Below are 17,502 nucleotides of genomic sequence, written 5' to 3' on the forward strand. Positions count from 1 at the left end.
ATAACTCCGAGAGAGTAAACAAAGCGCGACTGCCAACCGGCAGCCGCGCTTTTTCTTTGCAGGTGTGAAGTGGGGGGAAAGAGAAAAGCCGTCCCTGTCGGGGGACGGCTTGGCATATGGCGATCTCGTTTGCGGGCTGGATCAGCGCTTGCGCAGCAGACGCAGGGCGTTGGCCGTCACCAGGGCGGTGGCACCGGTATCCGCCAGCACGGCAATCCACAGGCCCGTGATGCCGAGCAGACTGGTGACCAGGAAGATGGCCTTGAGTCCCAGCGCCAGCGCTATGTTCTGGTGGATGTTGGCCAGTGCTGCCCGCGACAGGCGGATCATGGCGGCGATGCCACCGAGCTGGTTGTGGGTCAGGGCGGCATCGGCCGTCTCCAGCGCCACGTCTGTGCCGCCACCCATGGCGATGCCAATGTTGGCCCGCTTCATGGCGGGGGCGTCGTTGATGCCATCCCCTATCATGGCGACCTTCTGGCTGGCAGCCAGCTTGGCGATCTCTTCCACCTTGTCTTCCGGCAGCAGGCTGGCACGCCAGCCCATGCCGAGCTCGTTGGCAATCGCCTCGGCGGCGCGGGGGTTGTCACCGGTCAGCATAATGCTGCGCAGTCCCAGCCCCTTGAGCTCCGCCAGGGCCGCTGCCGCTTCGGGACGGATCTGGTCCCGCAGCGCCAACAGGGCCGCCGGTGCTGCGCCCGGCTGGCCGAGCACGACCACCGTCTTGCCCTGCTGCTCAAGGGTGGCTATTTGTGCGTTGAGGGCATTGCTCAGCGAGTCAATCCGGCTCGGTGCCAGCAGTTGCCAGAGGGTGCCGTCGATGCGTCCCTCCACCCCCATGCCTGGCAGGGCGCGCAGATCCCGGGCTGCGGCCAGAGTCAGCCCCTGCTCACGGGCGGCGGCCACCACGGCGCGGGCCAGCGGATGATGGGATCCCTGCTCTATGGCGGCGGCCAGTGCCAACAGTTCGGCCTCCGGCTGGTCATTGAGGCTGACCAGTTCGGTCAGTTGCGGCTTGCCCAGGGTCAGGGTGCCTGTCTTGTCAAACGCGACTGTGTCTATATGGGCCAGTCGTTCCAACGCGGCGCCGCCCTTGATCAGGGCCCCCTGGCGGGTTGCCGCCGCCAGGGCGGAGGTCACTGCCGCCGGGGTGGAGATCACCAGGGCGCAGGGGCAGCCGATAAGCAGCAGCGCCAGTCCGCGATAGACCCACTCGTCCCAGCTCTGGCCAAAGGCCAGCGGTGGCACTATCACCACCAGCAGGGCAACCAGCATCATGGCAGGGGTATACCAGCGGCTGAAGCGGTCGATGAAGCGCTCTATGGGGGCGCGCTGGGTCTCGGCCTCCTCGATCAGGTGCAGTATGCGGTCGATGGCGTTGTTGCCGGGTTCGGACACCACCTCGAGGCGCAACACCCGATCCGCCGCCAGACTGCCGGCGGGCACCTTGTCGCCCTGGCGACGCTCCACCGGAATGGACTCACCGGTCAGGGCACTTTCGTCAAACGCCCCAAGGGCGTCGAGCAAACGGGCATCCGCCGGCAGGCGGGCACCCGGGGCGATTTCTATGATGTCGCCGGGACGCAGCTGGTCGGCAGCCACCTCTTCCCGTATGTCACCGTCAGCCCTGGTGCGGATACGCAGTGCCTTGTCGGGCACCAGCGCCATCAGGGCGGTGACGCCGGCGCGGGCACGGCCGGCGGCGTAGGCTTCCAGATGTTCCCCCAGCATGAACAGCAGCAGCACCATGGCCGCCTCGGCGGTTTCACCTAGGAAGAGGGCGCCCAGCGCAGCCACCGTCATCAGGGTCTCGATGGCGAAGGGGGAGCCGCTCCTGGTCAGGGCCCAGGCTTTGCGGGAGATGGGCCACAGGCCCCAGAGGGTGGCCAGGGTAAACAGCGGCTGGCCGAACTCTTTCGGCAGCAGGGCAGCCACCAGCATCAGGCCGGCCAGCGACAGGGGCTGCCAATACTTGGCGAGCAGGGTCATCTGCGGGCTGCGCTTACTGACGGCTTCCTGTTTGCCACCGCTTTCCCCTTTGAGCCGGAAGCCCGCGGCCAGCACGGCGGCGGTGACGGGGTCGGGGGAGAGGCCGGGGGCGAGATCCACCACCAGCTTCTCGGTGGCAAACAGCACGCGGGCCTGCTGCACGCCCGCAACCCGGCTGACGGCGGTTTCTATCTTGCGGGCACAACTGGGGCAATCCATTCCCAGTACCTGCCAGCTGTGGCGGCGGCTGTCCTGCTCCGGCGCGACTAACGGCTCGGTGGTGTCGGTGGTGTGCTCATGGTGATCATGCTGGTCATGGTCATGGTCATGAGGCGGCTGCGGGCTGCAGCAGCTCTGGCTTTGACAACTTCCTCTGGGGGGCTCTTCATCCCCCGGTGATTCACTCACCCCCTGATCCTGATGATCATGGGGTGCCTTGCTGGCGCAGCAACTGACCTGTTCGACATTGTCACAGCAGTGGCTGTCGTGTTGATGTTCGACTTGGCTGGTGACGGCCTTGCCGGTGGCCGCTGTGTGTTGATGGCTGCAGCAGGATTTGCTCATGATGAGTCCCTCTTGGATGGGTCCCGCCGGTGCGGAACCTTGGATAACTGAGCCGAGTGTAAACCTTGGTGTTAAGTCCAAGGTCAAGCCTCTTTATCTCCCTCTCTCGTTTGAGAGGGGCTGCCAGTTCGGTCCAGGAGCAAGTGCCGCTATATCCTTGTGATTGACGGGTGTTTGTCCTCGCCCGGGGAGCCTATACTGGGTGGCCCTATCCTCCCTCGATAATCAAGGACATAACATGAGCAATTCCGTTACTCTGCAAGGCAACCCCGTTTCCGTAGCCGGTCACTTCCCCGTTGCCGGTGAGCAGGCCAAGCCTTTCTCCCTGGTTGCCAAGGATCTGTCTGACGTGACCCTGGCGAGCTTCGCCGGTCAGCGCAAGATCCTGAACATATTCCCGAGCGTCGATACCCCGACTTGTGCCACTTCGGTGCGCAAATTCAACGAACAGGCCAGCGCGCTGGAGAACACAGTCGTGCTCTGCATCTCCGCCGATCTGCCGTTCGCCCAGTCCCGCTTCTGCGGCGCTGAAGGTCTGGACAAGGTAGTGACCCTCTCCACCCTGCGTGGTGCTGCCTTCATGCAGGATTACGGTGTGGCCTTCTCCTCCGGTCCGCTGGTGGGCCTGACTGCCCGCGCCATCGTGGTGCTGGATGCAGACGACAAGGTGCTGCACAGCGAGATGGTCGCCGAAGTAGCCGATGAGCCGAACTACGCGGCCGCCCTGGCTGCCCTGTAAGCTTCCGAGCGCAAAAATCCCGCCACGGCATGCCCGTGGCGGGATTTTTTTATGGATGGAACCCGGTTATCAGGGGGTCTTTACAGGCTGGGTGGCGGGTAATGGCTCAGGGTGTGGCTGCCAGTGTTCGTAGGGTCTGTGGATCTTGCTGTATATCTCCTCCAGCTTGCCTGATGCCGCCAACCTTTCTATGGCTTGCGCCAAAAACGCATCCATCTCATTGCCGGCTGCGCCCTTCTGAATAATAAACACATCTTCAAAGTCGCCAAAAAATTCTCGCTGGATATTGGTCAACCCCAGCTGGCGAAGCATCAGGTCCGCTTCCTCCTGTGCCCAGATAAAGGCATCGATACGGCCACGGGAGAGCTTGCGAAGGGATTGCTCGATACTCATGGAACGTTGTACTTGAAAGGGGAGCTCACCGGGTACGGCCTCGATTAACAAATCCCGTTGCGTCGCTTCGATGCCATAGGCCATGTCGGTGGTGACAGGATTCGCTGTATTGCTGTAGATGACATGAGCTACCTTGCCAAAGCTGCGGGTGCTGAAGCGATAGGGCAGCATGTCTGCATCGTGCAGATTGCGAATGGCGGGCAGGCTGAAATCGGCCTTGCCGTTGATCACCCCCGCCATGGCGCGGGCAATGGGGTAGATGGTGATCTCGATAGTCATATCGGGGTAGAGCGCATCAATCTCATGGACCAGATCGACGAAGGGGCCTGTCTTGTCGGCGTTGATAAGGCCTGGCAATTCACCAAGGTGGGCCTTGATGACGCGGACCGGCTGGGCTGGGGGGATGGAGGTGGTCGACGAGGTCTGGGAGAGACCTATGGTCGTGATACCGAGCAGGCCGAGCAATAGCATGGGGATATGTCTGAGCATGGTCTGTCTGCCTTCGAGGTGAATAATACTATTGTAGACAGCCATGACCCGGGCACAGTGCTCTTCCTCTTGCCGCTTGCGGATAGGGTTTTACTTCTTATGCCCCGCTAACTAGACTTCGCCTCCCACTTCTTTATCCGCGTACCCCCATGACCTTTAGCGAACTCGACCTCCATCCCGCCTTGCTGGCTGCCCTGCCTGCCACCCTGCACACGCCGACTCGCATCCAGCAGCTTGCAATACCCCTGGTATTGGCGGGGCAGGACCTGCTGGCGCTGGCCCAGACCGGCAGCGGCAAGACGCTGGCGTTCGGGCTGCCGCTGCTGCAACGGCTGGATCCCGCCTCCTGCCTAGTGCAGGGACTGGTCGTAGTGCCGACCCGCGAGCTGGCGATGCAGGTGAGCGCTGCCTTGCAAGGGGTCGCCGAGGCGCTGGGGCTACGCGTCCTGACCCTGTGCGGTGGCGTGACACAGGAGCGGCAACAGGCAGAGCTGGCGCTGGGGCCGCAACTGTTGGTGGCGACGCCGGGGCGACTGCGGGATCTGCTCACTCAGCAAGTGCTGGGGCTGGATGGCCTGCAACAGCTGGTGCTGGATGAGGCGGATCGCCTGCTGGAGATGGGTTTCTGGCCCGATATCCAGTGGCTGATGAATGAGATGCCCTCGCAGCGTCAGACCCTGCTCTTCTCCGCCACACTACCTGCAGAGCTGGATGACCTTGCCAATGGCTTGCTGACAGCACCGACCCGCATCGAGGCCAATCCCCTCAACAGCCTGGTCAACGAGATCGAGGAGCGGCTCTATCTGGTCAACAAGAGCAGCAAGGTGCCTGCGCTGATCAGCTTGCTCAAGGAGCAGGCCTGGCCGCAGGTGCTGGTGTTCATCAGTGCGCGGGACGATGCCGACGGCGTGGCCAGGAAGCTGGCCAGGGCGGGGATCCCGGTTGCCGCCCTGCATGGGGAGAAGGAACAGGCGGTTAGAGAGCTGGCACTCGACGATTTCAAGGCTGGCAAGGTGCGGGTGCTGGTGGCCACCGACCTGATGGCGCGGGGCATACATGTGGAGGCATTGCCTGTGGTCATCAACCTGGACTTGCCCGCCAGCGCCCCCGTTTATGTTCACCGTATCGGCCGTACCGCTCGCGCCGGGTGCGAGGGGCTGGCCATCTCGCTGGTGTGTCACGGCGAGAGCGATATCTTGGCGGCGATCCGCACCCTGACCGGCCGTGAGCTGCCGCTGGGGGAACTCGCAGGTTTCCCGGTGACCGACCTGCCCGCCAGCGGGGAGGGCAAGCGCCCACCTCGCGACAAGCAGGCTAACCGTCGCACCGCCAACAAGCGCAGCGTCAAGCAGTTCAAGGGCAAGGTCTAGTTCAAGGCTGAGTTGGACTGCCCGATTGGGCAGTATCAAAGGACGCCGGTTTTACTATGCTCCATGGGTTCAACCATGGAGGGATAGAAGATGACAAGCCTGTTAATGGGGCCCCTGCTGGGGCTCGAAGCTGAGACGCAGTACAGCATCTGTTTTCTGGCGGGGCCCGGCTGCAAGGGCGCCAGCATCAGGATCAACGGCACCTTGCTGCCTGCCAGCAAGCAGGCGGATACCCCCAGAGGGGGCTTGTGGCGGGCCAGCTGGACGGCAAGCCCGGCCGCCGAGGGTGCTGCTGTGGAGTACCGCATCCTGCTAGATGGGGAACCCGCCCGGGATCTGGCCGGGGACGACCATTGGCAGTTTCATCTGCCGGGGCTGGCGGAGCCGGTGCGCATCGGTTACGCCTCTTGCAACGGTTTTTCCGACTTCAAGCTGCTCACCTCCACGCCTCAGCCCTATGTGATGTGGGACAGGCTTGCCGCCGAACACGCCGCGCATCCCTTCTCGCTGTTGCTGATGGGGGGGGATCAGGTCTATGCCGATTCCCTCTGGACCACGGTTCCCAGCCTCAAGGCCTGGAACGAGCTGGACAGGACGGAGAAGGTCAAACGCAAGGCGACCCGCACCATGGAGGAGCAGCTCGATCGTTTCTATTGCGATCTCTACTGCAAGCAGTGGAGCCGGCCCGAGGTGGCCCGCCTGCTGGCCCGGGTGCCAAGCGCCATGATGTGGGATGACCACGACATCTTCGATGGCTGGGGCAGCTATCCCGAGGATCTGCAGGGCTGTGATGTCTATCGGGCCATCTATGCTGCCGCGTCCCGTTATTTCCGGCTGTTCCAGCTGCGCAGCAGCGCCAATGCCTCCCTGCTGGACCCGGTCAATTTGAATCACCACTCCTGGCTGCTGACGTTTCGGGGTTACCGGATCCTGGCGCTGGACAACAGAGCAACCCGCACCCAGGCCCAGGTGATGAGCCAGTCCCAGTGGGAGCAGGTCAACGGTGCGCTGGCCGCCTGCGACGCGGGCCACCTGCTGGTCATGGCGGGGGTGCCTGTGGTTTATCGGGACTTCTCCTTCACAGAGGCGGCGCTGGATGCCACCCCCTGGGAAGAGGAGCTGACCGACGATCTCAAGGATCACTGGCGGGCCAAGGCCCATCAGGGGGAGCGGGCCCGTCTCATCATGCGGCTGCTGGACAACGCCCGACTGCGACGCCAGCAGGATCAGGGCAGCAAGACACTGATCCTCTCCGGCGACGTGCACGTGGGCTGCCTGGGCGTCATCCAGGACAAGCGGGAAGGGGTCACCAATGTGCACCAGCTGGTCTCCTCCGGCATAGTCCATCCCTGCCCCACCCAGTTTCAGTGGATGGGGATCCTCGCCATGACCAACGACAATCCCGAATACCTCGACGAGAACCGCTTGATACGCGCCGAGCTCATCAAGCCGTTCGGCGCTCCCGTCTATCTGCGCACCCGCAACTTCGCCACCCTGCTGATGGGCAGTGACCACAAGCTGTGGGCCAACTGGCATTGCGAGAACGGGCTGGCCGCCAGCTATCCGCTGGCCTGATGGTCGGGCAAACGCAAAGGGCCCCGGCGGGCCCTTTTTTCTTTTCCACGTCAGGCTCCCCGGGCCGTTTCATGCTCAGGGCTTGTCCTGTGCCTGGGCGAAGAAGTCGCGCCGAAACTGGCCGAGCACCTCCTCTCTGTGCTGCTGCCAGCGCTCGGGATCCATGCTCCCCTGACTGGCCGCCAGTTGCTGCTCCAGCTCGGTCAGCTGCTGCTGGTAGTGGCCGCGCTGATCCAGCTGCTGCTGGCGCGCACCGGCAAACGCCACGCTGGCCTCGGCCCGGTCGGCAGGCAGGAAGTGGCGGGCCAATGTCTCCAGCTCCTCATCCCCCCACAACTGGCGCGCCTGCAAGAGGCGGGCATCCGGGTTGAACAGATCCGCCGCCAGATCCGGGTGATCCGCCGCCCACTCATCCTGCAGCCGGGTCAGGGCGGCCAGCCGTTCGGCCAGCGCCAGCTGTTCGCTGTCGCCGGCCAACTGATCCAGGGCCTGGGCGTAACGCCCCTGCAACCGGGTCAGGCTCTCCCCCTCACTCATCCACTGGGATTCCAGCGCGATCAGATTGACCAGCCGCTCGCTCAGCGGCTGGTCGGTGTCGCTTATCTCGCTGGCGAGCTGCTGGCTCAGCTCCGCAGGCATCTCTCGCCAGCTGGGGGGCTGCTTGGTGGACTGGCCCCCGCTGACCGCCGGGGTGAGTCGGGGCATGAGGGTTGTCATCGGCGCGGCTGGTGTCTGCTGCGGCTGACTTCCCCCATGCTGATTAACCTCGGCGTTTGCCGGGGCAGACCCTGGCTCATTCTGCCAGCCGAGGTTGAGCAGCAAGAGCGAGAGGACTGCCAGGGCCAGGATCCCGTAGCGGCGCTTCATCGGCTGATCTCGCCCTTGACCGGGAAGTGATCGGAGAGGTTGCTGGCGGGCCAGAGGCTGCCATCGCTGCTGCGCGGGATCCAGACGCTGTTGAGGTTATGACGGGCTGCGCCGTACTCCCGGCTCACCACCAGATAGTCCAGATACTCGACGTTGGCACCTCCGGAGAGGGGGCCGCCTGCATAGGGGTTGATCCTGGGATCGAAGGTGGCTTCGGTATAGCCGCCATAGCCGGGTTCATGGGCGTCAAGGTTGGCCAGCATGCTGGCGTAGTCATCGGCAAACTTGCGCTTGTTGACGTTGAAGTCGCCGCCATAGATGACGGTGTCGCTGGCCGGGATCTTGAGGCTGGCGGCCAGGGTACGAATTTGGCCGAACTGGATCTGGCGCAGCCGTCTCGCCTCGTCGGTGTCGAAGCTGGCGGTGTGGGTGGCGAACAGATGCCAGGCTTTGCCCCCCTTGATCACCTCGGCATACATGACCCCCTTGTCGGCGAAACAGTCGGTGCCGGTGCACTGGGGATAGACCAGCTGGGCCTCCCGCACGATTGGGTAGCGGCTGACGATCACCACGCCGCCGTCGTGGATGTTGACCCCCGGCTTGTCGAGCACCTTGGTCTGATAGGGGTACTCTTTGGCCAGCGCCTGCAGGAAGCCCTCGCGGCGGCCGTCGAACACCTCTTGCAGCAGCAGGGCGTCATAGCCCTTGAGGTAATCGGGCAGCAAGGTTAACCGTTCGCCAATGCTGGAGGCGATCACCGGCAGCGCCCAGACGTTGTAGCTGGCCACCTTGAGCTTGCTCTGTGAAGGCTCCGGTTGTTCCCGTGGTTGTGGCGGGGTCAGCATGTAGTGCAGATCGTCGTAACGGCCGGTGAATTTGGCGGCAAAGGCCAGCTCCTGCGGCCCCTGGGTACGATGCAGGGCGCGGTCGCTCTTCCACCCCGAGCTGACGGTCGGGGTGTCGCCACCGTGCTGCAATGTGGTGTTCCACCAGGTGCCCTCCATCAACTGGTTGAGGCGATAGGTGTCGCCGCTGGCCGTGGTGACACGGGTTTCGAACAGATAGCTTTTGCCCGCCTTCACCCCCTCGTAGCGATTGAAGCTGAGCACCATGGCGCTCTCCCAGGGGCCCAGCTCCGTTCTGTGCTGGATCCATTGGCTGCCAGCCTGCAGCTGGCCGCTGCCGCTCTGGCTGATCGCCAGCTGCAGGGGTTCCGGGCCGTTGTTGGTGAGGTAGACATCGGTATCGGCCAGCGCCTGCAATGGAAACTGGCTGACCAGCAGCAGGGCGGCATAACTGAGGGGCTTGTGCATCATTAAGTCCTTTTGGTTGAGGCACGATGGAAAGTGACTGTTATGGCGGGCATAGAGGTCATTTCATTTACATTTTTGTTACAAATAAATGAAAGGCCCCATATGGGGAGAGGGAGGAATCAGCAAGAGAGAGAATGGGGGTGAGTGTTGTCGCAGTGACAGCACGCAGGAATAACAAGGGCGTCCGACCGGGGCGCCAGGGATCAGCGACTGGCCAATGGGTAGGTAAAAAGGGCCAGGTGGGCGAAGTTGAACAGGAAGTGGATGACGATGGCGACGCTCAGACGACCGCTGACGTGGAACGCCAGGCCGTAGCAGGCCCCCGCCAGTGCGGCAAACAGCATCAGCAGCGGGCCGCCGGCCAGGTGAGCGGTGCCGAACAGCAGGCTGGCGACCAGGATGCCGAGCCAGAGTCGGCTGCGGGCGGCCACCCCTTGCTGGATGAAGCCGCGGAACAGTGCCTCTTCCGCCACGCAGGTGAACAGCAGATTGTTGAGGGCAAACAGCCACCACCAGTGGGGCAGACCCGCTTCGGGCTTGAGCGCCCCCAGCTGCCAGGCGGTGATCAGCAGGGCCGCCAGCGGCAGCAGCAAGAGGGCCAGCGCTCGCCAGCGGATCGCACCGCCCTGGCCGAGCAAGGCAGGCCAGGCCAGCAGCAGGCCGAAGAAGACCAGCGGCTTGTCCAGATTGAGGTACATGTTGAAGGGCACGCTGGCGGGGCCTGCCTGTACCTGGTCCAGCACCTTCAGATTGCTGAAGCCGGGGATGAGGTGCAGCATCAGCGCTATGGCCCACAGCAGCACCAGCGTCAGGGCGGCGCCACGCCATGGCTGGGGCAGGCCGGGGGTGCGCCAGGCCAGCAGCAGGCCCGCCAGCGTGATCAGCAGAGCGGAAGGGCTGAGGTGGTCTAGGTAAAGGGCGGCCAGCAGGGCGACCCCCAGCAGGATCAGGCCGGGCAGGCGTTGACGGACCAGACAGAGCAAGACGGCCAGCGCCAGTGCTCCCCAGATGAGCGAATCAGGTAGAGGTAACATTGAGTCTCCAAGGCCGATAAAAGTCCCGCACCTTAACAAGTCGTCACATCATGACACAAGCCTTAATAGGCTGGTCGGATCCCAGCAAGGGCGAGTCCGCTGTGGGGTACAGCCATGAAAAAGCCGGAGCTGAGGCTCCGGCTTTTCTGAGGCTGCATTGCCAGTACTGGTGCCTTTTAGCGACCAGACTCTGCGATGACGCGGGCTATGATGTCGGCACGCTTGGTGGCTTCCAGCTCGCCCAGGGCGATGAGGCCGGCCTTGAAGATGACGTTCTTCGGCAGGCTGACGTCGTCCAGAGTGGTGATGGCTTCGACGTGCAGGCCGTTCAGACGGCTGGCATCGCGCGGGCTCAGGTTGACCTGAGTGTTCATCACCTGCTTGCCTTTCTTCTTGGCAGGCACGGTCTGTTTGGTCTGGTCCTGCTCGTCTTCCGGCTGTTCTGGTTGTTCGCCGTCAAAATCGTAAATAGACATAGTCAATCCTGTTGGGTTGCAAGGGGCATGCTCGCCCGAAATTTGGGTATTCAGCCCATATCCTCGTTGCGGATAAAGGCGCGCCAGGAGCCTAGCACCTGGGCAAAGTCTTCCAGCCCGCACATGGCCAGCTGCTCATCATCGTAGTAGGCGAGATCGTCGAGATCCTCATCCTGTTCGATATTGAGGACGTTGGCTTTCACCTCGGCTTCCTCATGGGTGAGCAGCAGTGAATAGTCACCGCCGTGCAGCTGGTACTCTGTGCGGGTGCGATTGGACAGCTGGTCGATGATGGAGAAGAGCTCATCGAGCTTCTCCTCATCCTTGCCAACTTCATCGATCAACCACTGACCGATGGCCTCATGACCCATGGAGAACCGGGCGCGATAGCCACCGAACGGGTCGCGGCGAAATTCATAGTCCATAGCGGAGTCCATATCGGAAGGATGAGGCCACCACAAAGCGGACTGGCATAGCGTCAGATCCATGATCCATGGTGGGTCACACATAGCGTAAAGTGGCCTATTCTAGCGATCCCTCCCGCGCTTGTCTTGATGATGTGGGATCTTTGCACGTCGGCCCCTGTGATTGTGGGCCACGAGGCGTCATGCCAGCTTGTTGTCCGGAGATGTTATGCAGCTAAACGATACCCTGGCCCGTCAGATAGTGAGCAGGGCGATGAAGATACTGTCGTTCTCGGTCAACGTGATGGATGAACACGGTTTGATCATTGCCTCCGGCAATCCCGAGCGCCTCCATCAGCGCCACGAGGGCGCCGTGCTGGCGCTGACCGAGAACCGGGTGGTGGAGATAAGCGAGGCGACCGCCCAGCAGCTCAAGGGGGTGCGCCCTGGCATCAATTTGCCCATTGCCTATCAGGGGGAATTGCTCGGGGTCATCGGCATCTCGGGCGATCCGGACATAGTGTGTGCTTACGCCGAGCTGGTGCGTATGACGGCCGAGCTCATTCTGGAGCAGGCGGCGCTCACCGAGCAGTTGCAGTGGGACAAGCGCCACAAGGAGGAGCTGGTACTGCAGCTCATTCGCGGCGAGGGGCGGGTCGATCAACTGCAACAGGCGGCCCGTTTCCTCGAGCTGGATCTGGCCCAGCCTCGGGTGGTAGCGGTACTGGCGCTGGAGGAGGCGGATCCCGCCCGCCTGCGGGAGCTGGTGCATCTGCTGGAAAATCCGGAGCGGGACAATCTGGTGGCCATCAACGGCCTCGACGAGATAGTGGTGCTCAAACCGGCCCAGCTGAGCGAGGGTGTCTGGCAATCGGAGCAGGAGCGCAGCCGCATCAAGCAGTTGCTGGCCCGCATTCCCCACTTCAAGGTACGGATAGGGGTGGGTGATTACTTCGGCGGCATAGATGGTCTGGCGCGCTCCTACCAGACGGCGCGGGATACTCTGCGCCGGGGCATGCGGCAGGCGCCGCGCAAGCAGGTCTACTTCTTCGAGGATTACCGGTTGCCGGTACTGCTCGGCAGTCTGGCGGACTCCTGGCAGGCGGATCAGCTGCGGGCGCCCCTGCTCAGGCTGGCGCAGGAGGACACAAAGGGAACGCTGCAAAAGACGCTGCGCCAATATTTCTTGCAGGATTGTGATCTGCATCCCTGTGCCGAGGCGCTCTTCATCCATCCCAATACACTGCGCTATCGGCTGACCCGGATCGAGCAGATAACCGGTTTGAATTTCAACAAGTTAGACGACAAGTTCCTGCTCTACCTCGGGCTCAATCTCGACAGCTGATTTGTTCTAACGAACAAAAAACATCTCTTTAAAGAGACCTTATTTGGCTTTTCAGCCAACGCATTCCGATCCCGGATCACCATAATGGCCACCACTCACTCCCATTCAAGGTGCCCGTCATGATCCCTGTATCCGCGCTCGGCGCTCTCGCCGCGCTCTCCATCGCCATCTTCCTCATCCTGAAGAAGGTGCCGCCCGCCTACGGCATGATAGTCGGCGCCCTGGCTGGTGGCCTGATCGGCGGGGCCGATCTGACCCAGACCGTCGCCCTGATGATAGGTGGCGCCCAGGGGATCACCACGGCCGTGATGCGGATCCTGGCAGCCGGTGTGCTGGCGGGCGTGCTGATCGAATCGGGCGCGGCCACCACCATCGCCGAGACCATAGTCAAGAAGCTGGGCGAGACCCGCGCCCTGCTGGCGCTGGCGCTCGCCACCCTGATCCTGACTGCGGTCGGCGTCTTCGTGGACGTGGCCGTCATCACGGTCGCCCCCATAGCGCTGGCCATAGCGCGCCGTGCCGACCTATCCAAGGCGGCCATACTGCTGGCCATGATAGGCGGTGGCAAGGCGGGCAACGTCATGTCCCCCAACCCGAACGCCATCGCCGCGGCCGATGCCTTCCATCTCCCCCTCACCTCCGTCATGGCGGCCGGCATCATACCGGGTCTGTTCGGGCTGGTGATGGCCTACTGGCTGGCCAAGCGTCTGAACAACAAGGGCAGCAAGGTCGCCGCCGACGAGGTGGTGAGCTTCAGTGGCAGCAAGCTGCCCGGCTTTGGCGCCGCCATCAGTGCGCCCCTGGTTGCCATACTGCTGCTGGCCCTGCGCCCCATCGCCGGCATCGTGGTGGACCCGCTGATTGCACTGCCCCTCGGCGGCCTGGTTGGTGCCCTTATGATGGGCAAGTTCAGCAAGGTGAACCAGTTTGCGGTCTCCGGTCTGGCCCGCATGGCGCCGGTGGCCATCATGCTGCTGGGTACCGGTACCCTTGCGGGCATCATTGCCAACTCGGGTCTGAAGGATGTGCTGATCAGCGGCCTGACCGCCTCAGGTCTGCCCTCCTACCTGCTGGCCCCCATCTCGGGCGCTTTGATGTCGCTGGCGACCGCCTCGACCACGGCCGGTACAGTGGTGGCCTCCAACGTGTTCAGCTCCACCCTGATTGAGCTGGGCATCAGCAGTCTGGCGGGGGCCGCCATGATCCATGCCGGTGCTACCGTGTTTGACCACATGCCCCACGGCTCCTTCTTCCATGCCACTGGTGGCAGCGTCCACATGGGCGTGGGGGAGCGCCTCAAGCTTATCCCTTATGAAACAGCCGTCGGTCTGACCATAGCAGCCGTCTCCACCCTGATGTTTGGCGTGTTTGGTCTCGCCTGAGGAACTGATATGAAAATTGTTATCGCACCGGATTCATTCAAGGAGAGCCTGAGCGCCATGGCGGTGGCCGATGCCATCGAGGCGGGTTTCAAGCAGGTGTTGCCAGAGGCCACCTACATCAAGCTGCCCATGGCCGATGGCGGCGAGGGCACAGTACAATCCCTGGTGGATGCCACCGATGGTCGCATACTGCCGTTTTATGTGACAGCGCCGCTCGGCAACCAGGTGCAGGGCTTCGTCGGCCTGCTGGGGGATGGCGAGCGTGCCGTCATCGAGATGGCGGCAGCCTCCGGCCTGCACCTTGTCCCCCCCGAGCTGCGCAATCCGCTGCACACCTCCAGCTTCGGTACCGGTGAGCTGATCCTGGCGGCCCTCGACATGGGGGTGAAGCACCTGATCCTCGGCATCGGCGGCAGTGCCACCAACGATGGCGGTGCCGGCATGATCCAGGCGCTCGGCGGCAAGTTGCTGAAACGCGATGGCACTCCCATAGCGCCGGGCGGCGTCGGGCTGGCGGATCTGGCCACCATAGATCTGAGCGGGCTCGACTCCCGGCTGAGCAGGATCACCATAGAGGTGGCCTGTGACGTGGACAATCCGCTGTGCGGCCCGAAAGGCGCCTCCGCCGTGTTTGGCCCGCAAAAAGGGGCCAACGCCGACATGGTGGCCCAACTCGATGCCAACCTCTCCCGCTACGCCGACTGCATCGAGCAGGTCCTTGGCAAACAGGTGAGAGAAATCCCGGGGGCGGGCGCCGCCGGTGGCATGGGGGCGGCCTTGGTGGGCCTGCTCGGCGCCGAGCTCAAGCCCGGCATCGAGATCGTCATAGCGGCGTTGAAACTGGCCGAGGCTGTGGCCGATGCGGATCTCGTCATCACGGGGGAGGGGCGTATCGACAGCCAGACAATTTACGGCAAAACGCCAATCGGTGTCGCACGCTGTGCCAAGCAGTTTGGCAAGCCGGTGATAGGTATTTCGGGCTGTCTCACCGACGATTACGGTGTGGTGCATGAGCACGGGCTGGATGCGGTGTTCGCCGTGGTCAACCGCGCCATGTCCCTGCCGGAGGCATTGGCGACAGCCACCACCAACCTGCAGCTCACGGCCCGCAACGTGGCCGCGCTCTATATGCTGCGACGCTGATCCTCTTTTGGCCGGTGCCGGGCACCGGCTTTACCCTGCCCCGTGTCGCGGTGATGACCTGTCTTTGCTGCAGATCTGGCCGCAACACCTTGCCGATCTCCCGATCGGCTTTTTTCATTATCTTGCTGTATCTCCATCGCTTTTCTACGGTTTCTATATTTTGGCCGACCACTTTGCGGCATAGTGATCCCCCATAGTACAAGGAGCCACCCATGATCTTGCTGACCCTGGGGGTACTGCTGTTTACCCTTATCCATCTCTATCCCTGTTTCGCTGCGGCCCATCGAACCCGCCTGCGCGACCGGTTGGGGGAGAACCGTTACAAGGGACTCTTCTCGCTGCTGGTGTTCGTCGCTTTCGGCTTGATTCTGGCTGGCTGGCGTTCGTCCAGCCCCATGCCACTCTATTTTCCGCCCGCCTGGGGCCCGGCTCTGGTGATGGGCGTGATGCCAGTCGCGCTCATCCTTTTCTTCTCGGGCCAGGGGCCCAACCACTTGCGGCGCTGGCTGGTTCATCCCCAGCTACTTGGTACCCTGCTCTGGGCTGGCGCCCATCTTGCGGTCAACAGCGAGGCCCGCTCCCTGGTGCTGTTCGGCGGTATCGGTCTGTGGGCCCTGGTCAGCATCATCTGGATTTCGGTGCGGGACTGGCAGCGTCATCCCCGTCCCACAGCGAACTGGGTTGGGACTGGTATCAGCGTGGGAGCTGGACTTGCGGTCACGGCTGTCTTGATCTTCTGGGGTCATGGCTGGCTGACCGGCATACCCTTGCGCTAAATGATGGGGATGAACCGGCTGCGCCATCTGTGCGTATGACGCTCATCTGTTCAAAAGGAGTTGCCTGATGAAATGGTTCACTTTGTTATTGCTGCTTGGTGTCGGGACGGCCTCTGCCGCCTGCCCTGATTATTTCAATGTGGAGCAACGGGAGCTCAACAGCACCCAGCGCCACAACCTCTGCCAGTTGACCGAAGGCAAGGTGGTACTGGTGGTAAACACGGCGTCTTATTGCGGTTATCGCGGCCAGTTTGGGGATCTGGAGACGCTTTATCAGACCTACAAGGACAAGGGGCTGATAGTGCTGGGTTTTCCGTCCAACGACTTCTGGCAGGAGTCGGGGGATGAGGACAAAACTGCCGCTGTTTGCCGCCGTGACTACGGAGTGACCTTCCCCATGTTCAACCGGCTGGCGGTACGCGGTGACGATGCGAGCCCGCTCTACAAGGGGTTGGCCGCGGCCGCGGGCGAGGCGCCGGGCTGGAACTTTCACAAGTACCTGATAGGGCGCGATGGCAAGCTGATAGCAAGCTATGGTGCGAACCAGAATCCGGCCGACGATCCCCTGCAAAAAGAGGTCAAACGGGCGCTTGGGCTTTAGGTCTACCCCGCTGCGGGCTGCTCTGGAATAATGGAGGCCCGCTTTCCGGTCTGGTAACTCTGTGCTGCAACGTCTGCCCCAAATGGTGATCTTCGATGCCCTGGTCCGTGAACAGGGCATCTCGGCGGCCGCACGGCGGCTCGGCGTCTCCAAATCCCACATCAGCAAACAGCTGGCCCAGCTTGAGGCCGAACTCGGTGCCCAGCTGGTGCAGCGCACCACTCGCCGCTTCTCCCTGACCGAACTCGGCCTGGAGTATGCCCGTCACTGCCGCGCTTTGGTTGCGGTGGCGCTGGAGGCGGACTCCATGGTGGCGGAGCGCCGTGGCAAGGTGAGTGGCGTGCTTCATCTTGGGGTGGGCCAGTCGTTTGGCCGGCTGCACGTGATCCCGCGCCTCAAGGCGTTTCAGGATCGCTACCCCGAGCTGGAGCTGGAAGTCTCCTTGTTCGATCACAGAACCAACCTGGTGGATGAGGGGCTGGATCTCTGGATCACCACCTATGAAGACAAGCCCGAAGCGCTGGTGGGGCAGCGGCTGGCGGATATCCACTTCGTGCTGGTGGCCTCGCCTGACTATCTGCTGAGCCACGGCACACCCTTGCACCCGAAAGATCTGGCCCAGCACAACTGCATCACCTACCAGAGCCGGGAGCGGCGCTACCACGAGTGGTCGTTTCGCCAGGGCAAGGAGCGCCAGACGGTGCAGGTGGCAGGCAACTACCGGGTGGATCTGGCGGAGGCTGTGCGCGATGCCGCCCTGGCCGGGCTCGGTATCGCCTATGTCGCCAACTACTTGCTGGACAAGGAGTTGCAGTCCGGTCAGCTGATCCCCCTGCTGCCCCAGTGGCGGCCGAACCAGAAGATGGCGGTGCACGCCGTCTACGCCAGGCGCGAACATCTGGATCCCAAGATCCGGCTGTTCATCGATTTCCTCAAGGAGAGCTTCGGCCCCAATCCCTATTGGGAGCAGCGACTTGCCCCCTGGCTCGGCGGCAAATTGTCCGGTGCGGAGGAATAATTGTTTCCATATAAGAACGCTGGC

The 17,502-nt window shown here is 62.8% G+C and carries 16 protein-coding genes; 9 read left to right on the forward strand and 7 right to left on the reverse strand.

The window, feature by feature from the left end; translation table 11 throughout:
* Positions 1-141 precede the first annotated feature (141 nt).
* Entirely contained in the window at positions 142-2,553 is a 2,412-nt protein-coding gene (locus GWQ29_RS04575) for a zinc/cadmium/mercury/lead-transporting ATPase (protein WP_275918853.1), read from the reverse strand.
* A 238-nt stretch (positions 2,554-2,791) separates the two neighbouring features.
* Between GWQ29_RS04575 and tpx the strand changes: the two genes are divergently transcribed.
* Positions 2,792-3,292, forward strand: a complete 501-nt coding sequence (gene tpx / locus GWQ29_RS04580; protein WP_131731649.1) for a thiol peroxidase — start codon at positions 2,792-2,794, stop codon at positions 3,290-3,292.
* 69 nt (positions 3,293-3,361) lie between these two features.
* Here tpx and GWQ29_RS04585 read toward each other — a convergent pair whose 3' ends face one another.
* Positions 3,362-4,174 (reverse strand): transporter substrate-binding domain-containing protein, encoded by an 813-nt coding sequence (locus tag GWQ29_RS04585; RefSeq protein ID WP_111588084.1) that lies wholly within the window; start codon positions 4,172-4,174, stop codon positions 3,362-3,364.
* 149 nt (positions 4,175-4,323) lie between these two features.
* Between GWQ29_RS04585 and GWQ29_RS04590 the strand changes: the two genes are divergently transcribed.
* Positions 4,324-5,544: a DEAD/DEAH box helicase gene (locus GWQ29_RS04590; RefSeq protein ID WP_169046801.1), complete on the forward strand. Its 1,221-nt coding sequence runs from the start codon at positions 4,324-4,326 to the stop codon at positions 5,542-5,544.
* 90 nt (positions 5,545-5,634) lie between these two features.
* Positions 5,635-7,119, forward strand: a complete 1,485-nt coding sequence (locus tag GWQ29_RS04595) for an alkaline phosphatase D family protein (protein WP_275918854.1) — start codon at positions 5,635-5,637, stop codon at positions 7,117-7,119.
* Between the two features lie 75 nt (positions 7,120-7,194).
* Here the strand turns inward: GWQ29_RS04595 and GWQ29_RS04600 are convergent, their stop codons facing one another.
* From GWQ29_RS04600 to GWQ29_RS04620, 5 genes are all read right to left on the reverse strand, one after another.
* Positions 7,195-7,986, reverse strand: a complete 792-nt coding sequence (locus GWQ29_RS04600) for a hypothetical protein (RefSeq protein ID WP_275918855.1) — start codon at positions 7,984-7,986, stop codon at positions 7,195-7,197.
* On the reverse strand, positions 7,983-9,299 hold the full coding sequence (locus GWQ29_RS04605) for a sphingomyelin phosphodiesterase (protein ID WP_275918856.1): 1,317 nt from the start codon (positions 9,297-9,299) through the stop codon (positions 7,983-7,985). The genes GWQ29_RS04600 and GWQ29_RS04605 overlap by 4 nt, the downstream gene beginning before the upstream one ends.
* 203 nt (positions 9,300-9,502) lie before the next feature.
* Complete coding sequence (locus tag GWQ29_RS04610) at positions 9,503-10,333, reverse strand: CPBP family intramembrane glutamic endopeptidase (RefSeq protein ID WP_169046798.1); 831 nt, start codon at positions 10,331-10,333, stop codon at positions 9,503-9,505.
* A 176-nt stretch (positions 10,334-10,509) separates the two neighbouring features.
* Positions 10,510-10,809 carry a hypothetical protein gene (locus GWQ29_RS04615; protein ID WP_275918857.1) on the reverse strand — a complete coding sequence of 100 codons (300 nt, stop codon included), beginning with the start codon at positions 10,807-10,809 and terminating at the stop codon, positions 10,510-10,512.
* Positions 10,810-10,859: 50 nt separating this feature from the next.
* Positions 10,860-11,234, reverse strand: coding sequence for a YacL family protein (locus GWQ29_RS04620; RefSeq protein ID WP_005313595.1), 375 nt, complete (start codon positions 11,232-11,234; stop codon positions 10,860-10,862).
* A 208-nt stretch (positions 11,235-11,442) separates the two neighbouring features.
* Between GWQ29_RS04620 and GWQ29_RS04625 the strand changes: the two genes are divergently transcribed.
* From GWQ29_RS04625 to GWQ29_RS04650, 6 genes are all read left to right on the forward strand, one after another.
* Complete coding sequence (locus GWQ29_RS04625; protein WP_275918858.1) at positions 11,443-12,558, forward strand: sugar diacid recognition domain-containing protein; 1,116 nt, start codon at positions 11,443-11,445, stop codon at positions 12,556-12,558.
* A 119-nt stretch (positions 12,559-12,677) separates the two neighbouring features.
* Positions 12,678-13,940, forward strand: a complete 1,263-nt coding sequence (locus tag GWQ29_RS04630; RefSeq protein ID WP_275918859.1) for a GntP family permease — start codon at positions 12,678-12,680, stop codon at positions 13,938-13,940.
* Between the two features lie 9 nt (positions 13,941-13,949).
* On the forward strand, positions 13,950-15,083 hold the full coding sequence (locus tag GWQ29_RS04635) for a glycerate kinase (RefSeq protein ID WP_275918860.1): 1,134 nt from the start codon (positions 13,950-13,952) through the stop codon (positions 15,081-15,083).
* Between the two features lie 212 nt (positions 15,084-15,295).
* Positions 15,296-15,859 (forward strand): NnrU family protein, encoded by a 564-nt coding sequence (locus GWQ29_RS04640; protein ID WP_275918861.1) that lies wholly within the window; start codon positions 15,296-15,298, stop codon positions 15,857-15,859.
* Positions 15,860-15,926: 67 nt separating this feature from the next.
* Positions 15,927-16,460, forward strand: coding sequence for a glutathione peroxidase (locus GWQ29_RS04645; RefSeq protein WP_058394924.1), 534 nt, complete (start codon positions 15,927-15,929; stop codon positions 16,458-16,460).
* A gap of 82 nt (positions 16,461-16,542) precedes the next feature.
* On the forward strand, positions 16,543-17,478 hold the full coding sequence (locus GWQ29_RS04650; protein WP_275919013.1) for a LysR family transcriptional regulator: 936 nt from the start codon (positions 16,543-16,545) through the stop codon (positions 17,476-17,478).
* Positions 17,479-17,502: the final 24 nt, after the last annotated feature.

It is taken from the genome of Aeromonas sp. 2HA2 (genome assembly GCF_029237345.1).
GTDB lineage: Bacteria > Pseudomonadota > Gammaproteobacteria > Enterobacterales > Aeromonadaceae > Aeromonas > Aeromonas salmonicida.

Coding starts and splice junctions, on each gene's coding strand:
- GWQ29_RS04650 (WP_275919013.1), top strand. CDS start 16,543: ATGGTGATCTTCGATGCCCTGGTCCGTGAACAGGGCATCTCGGCGGCC.
- GWQ29_RS04635 (WP_275918860.1), top strand. CDS start 13,950: ATGAAAATTGTTATCGCACCGGATTCATTCAAGGAGAGCCTGAGCGCC.
- GWQ29_RS04615 (WP_275918857.1), bottom strand. CDS start 10,809: ATGTCTATTTACGATTTTGACGGCGAACAACCAGAACAGCCGGAAGAC.
- GWQ29_RS04640 (WP_275918861.1), top strand. CDS start 15,296: ATGATCTTGCTGACCCTGGGGGTACTGCTGTTTACCCTTATCCATCTC.
- GWQ29_RS04630 (WP_275918859.1), top strand. CDS start 12,678: ATGATCCCTGTATCCGCGCTCGGCGCTCTCGCCGCGCTCTCCATCGCC.
- GWQ29_RS04595 (WP_275918854.1), top strand. CDS start 5,635: ATGACAAGCCTGTTAATGGGGCCCCTGCTGGGGCTCGAAGCTGAGACG.
- GWQ29_RS04600 (WP_275918855.1), bottom strand. CDS start 7,986: ATGAAGCGCCGCTACGGGATCCTGGCCCTGGCAGTCCTCTCGCTCTTG.
- GWQ29_RS04610 (WP_169046798.1), bottom strand. CDS start 10,333: ATGTTACCTCTACCTGATTCGCTCATCTGGGGAGCACTGGCGCTGGCC.
- GWQ29_RS04590 (WP_169046801.1), top strand. CDS start 4,324: ATGACCTTTAGCGAACTCGACCTCCATCCCGCCTTGCTGGCTGCCCTG.
- GWQ29_RS04625 (WP_275918858.1), top strand. CDS start 11,443: ATGCAGCTAAACGATACCCTGGCCCGTCAGATAGTGAGCAGGGCGATG.
- tpx (WP_131731649.1), top strand. CDS start 2,792: ATGAGCAATTCCGTTACTCTGCAAGGCAACCCCGTTTCCGTAGCCGGT.
- GWQ29_RS04645 (WP_058394924.1), top strand. CDS start 15,927: ATGAAATGGTTCACTTTGTTATTGCTGCTTGGTGTCGGGACGGCCTCT.
- GWQ29_RS04620 (WP_005313595.1), bottom strand. CDS start 11,234: ATGGACTATGAATTTCGCCGCGACCCGTTCGGTGGCTATCGCGCCCGG.
- GWQ29_RS04585 (WP_111588084.1), bottom strand. CDS start 4,174: ATGCTCAGACATATCCCCATGCTATTGCTCGGCCTGCTCGGTATCACG.
- GWQ29_RS04605 (WP_275918856.1), bottom strand. CDS start 9,299: ATGCACAAGCCCCTCAGTTATGCCGCCCTGCTGCTGGTCAGCCAGTTT.
- GWQ29_RS04575 (WP_275918853.1), bottom strand. CDS start 2,553: ATGAGCAAATCCTGCTGCAGCCATCAACACACAGCGGCCACCGGCAAG.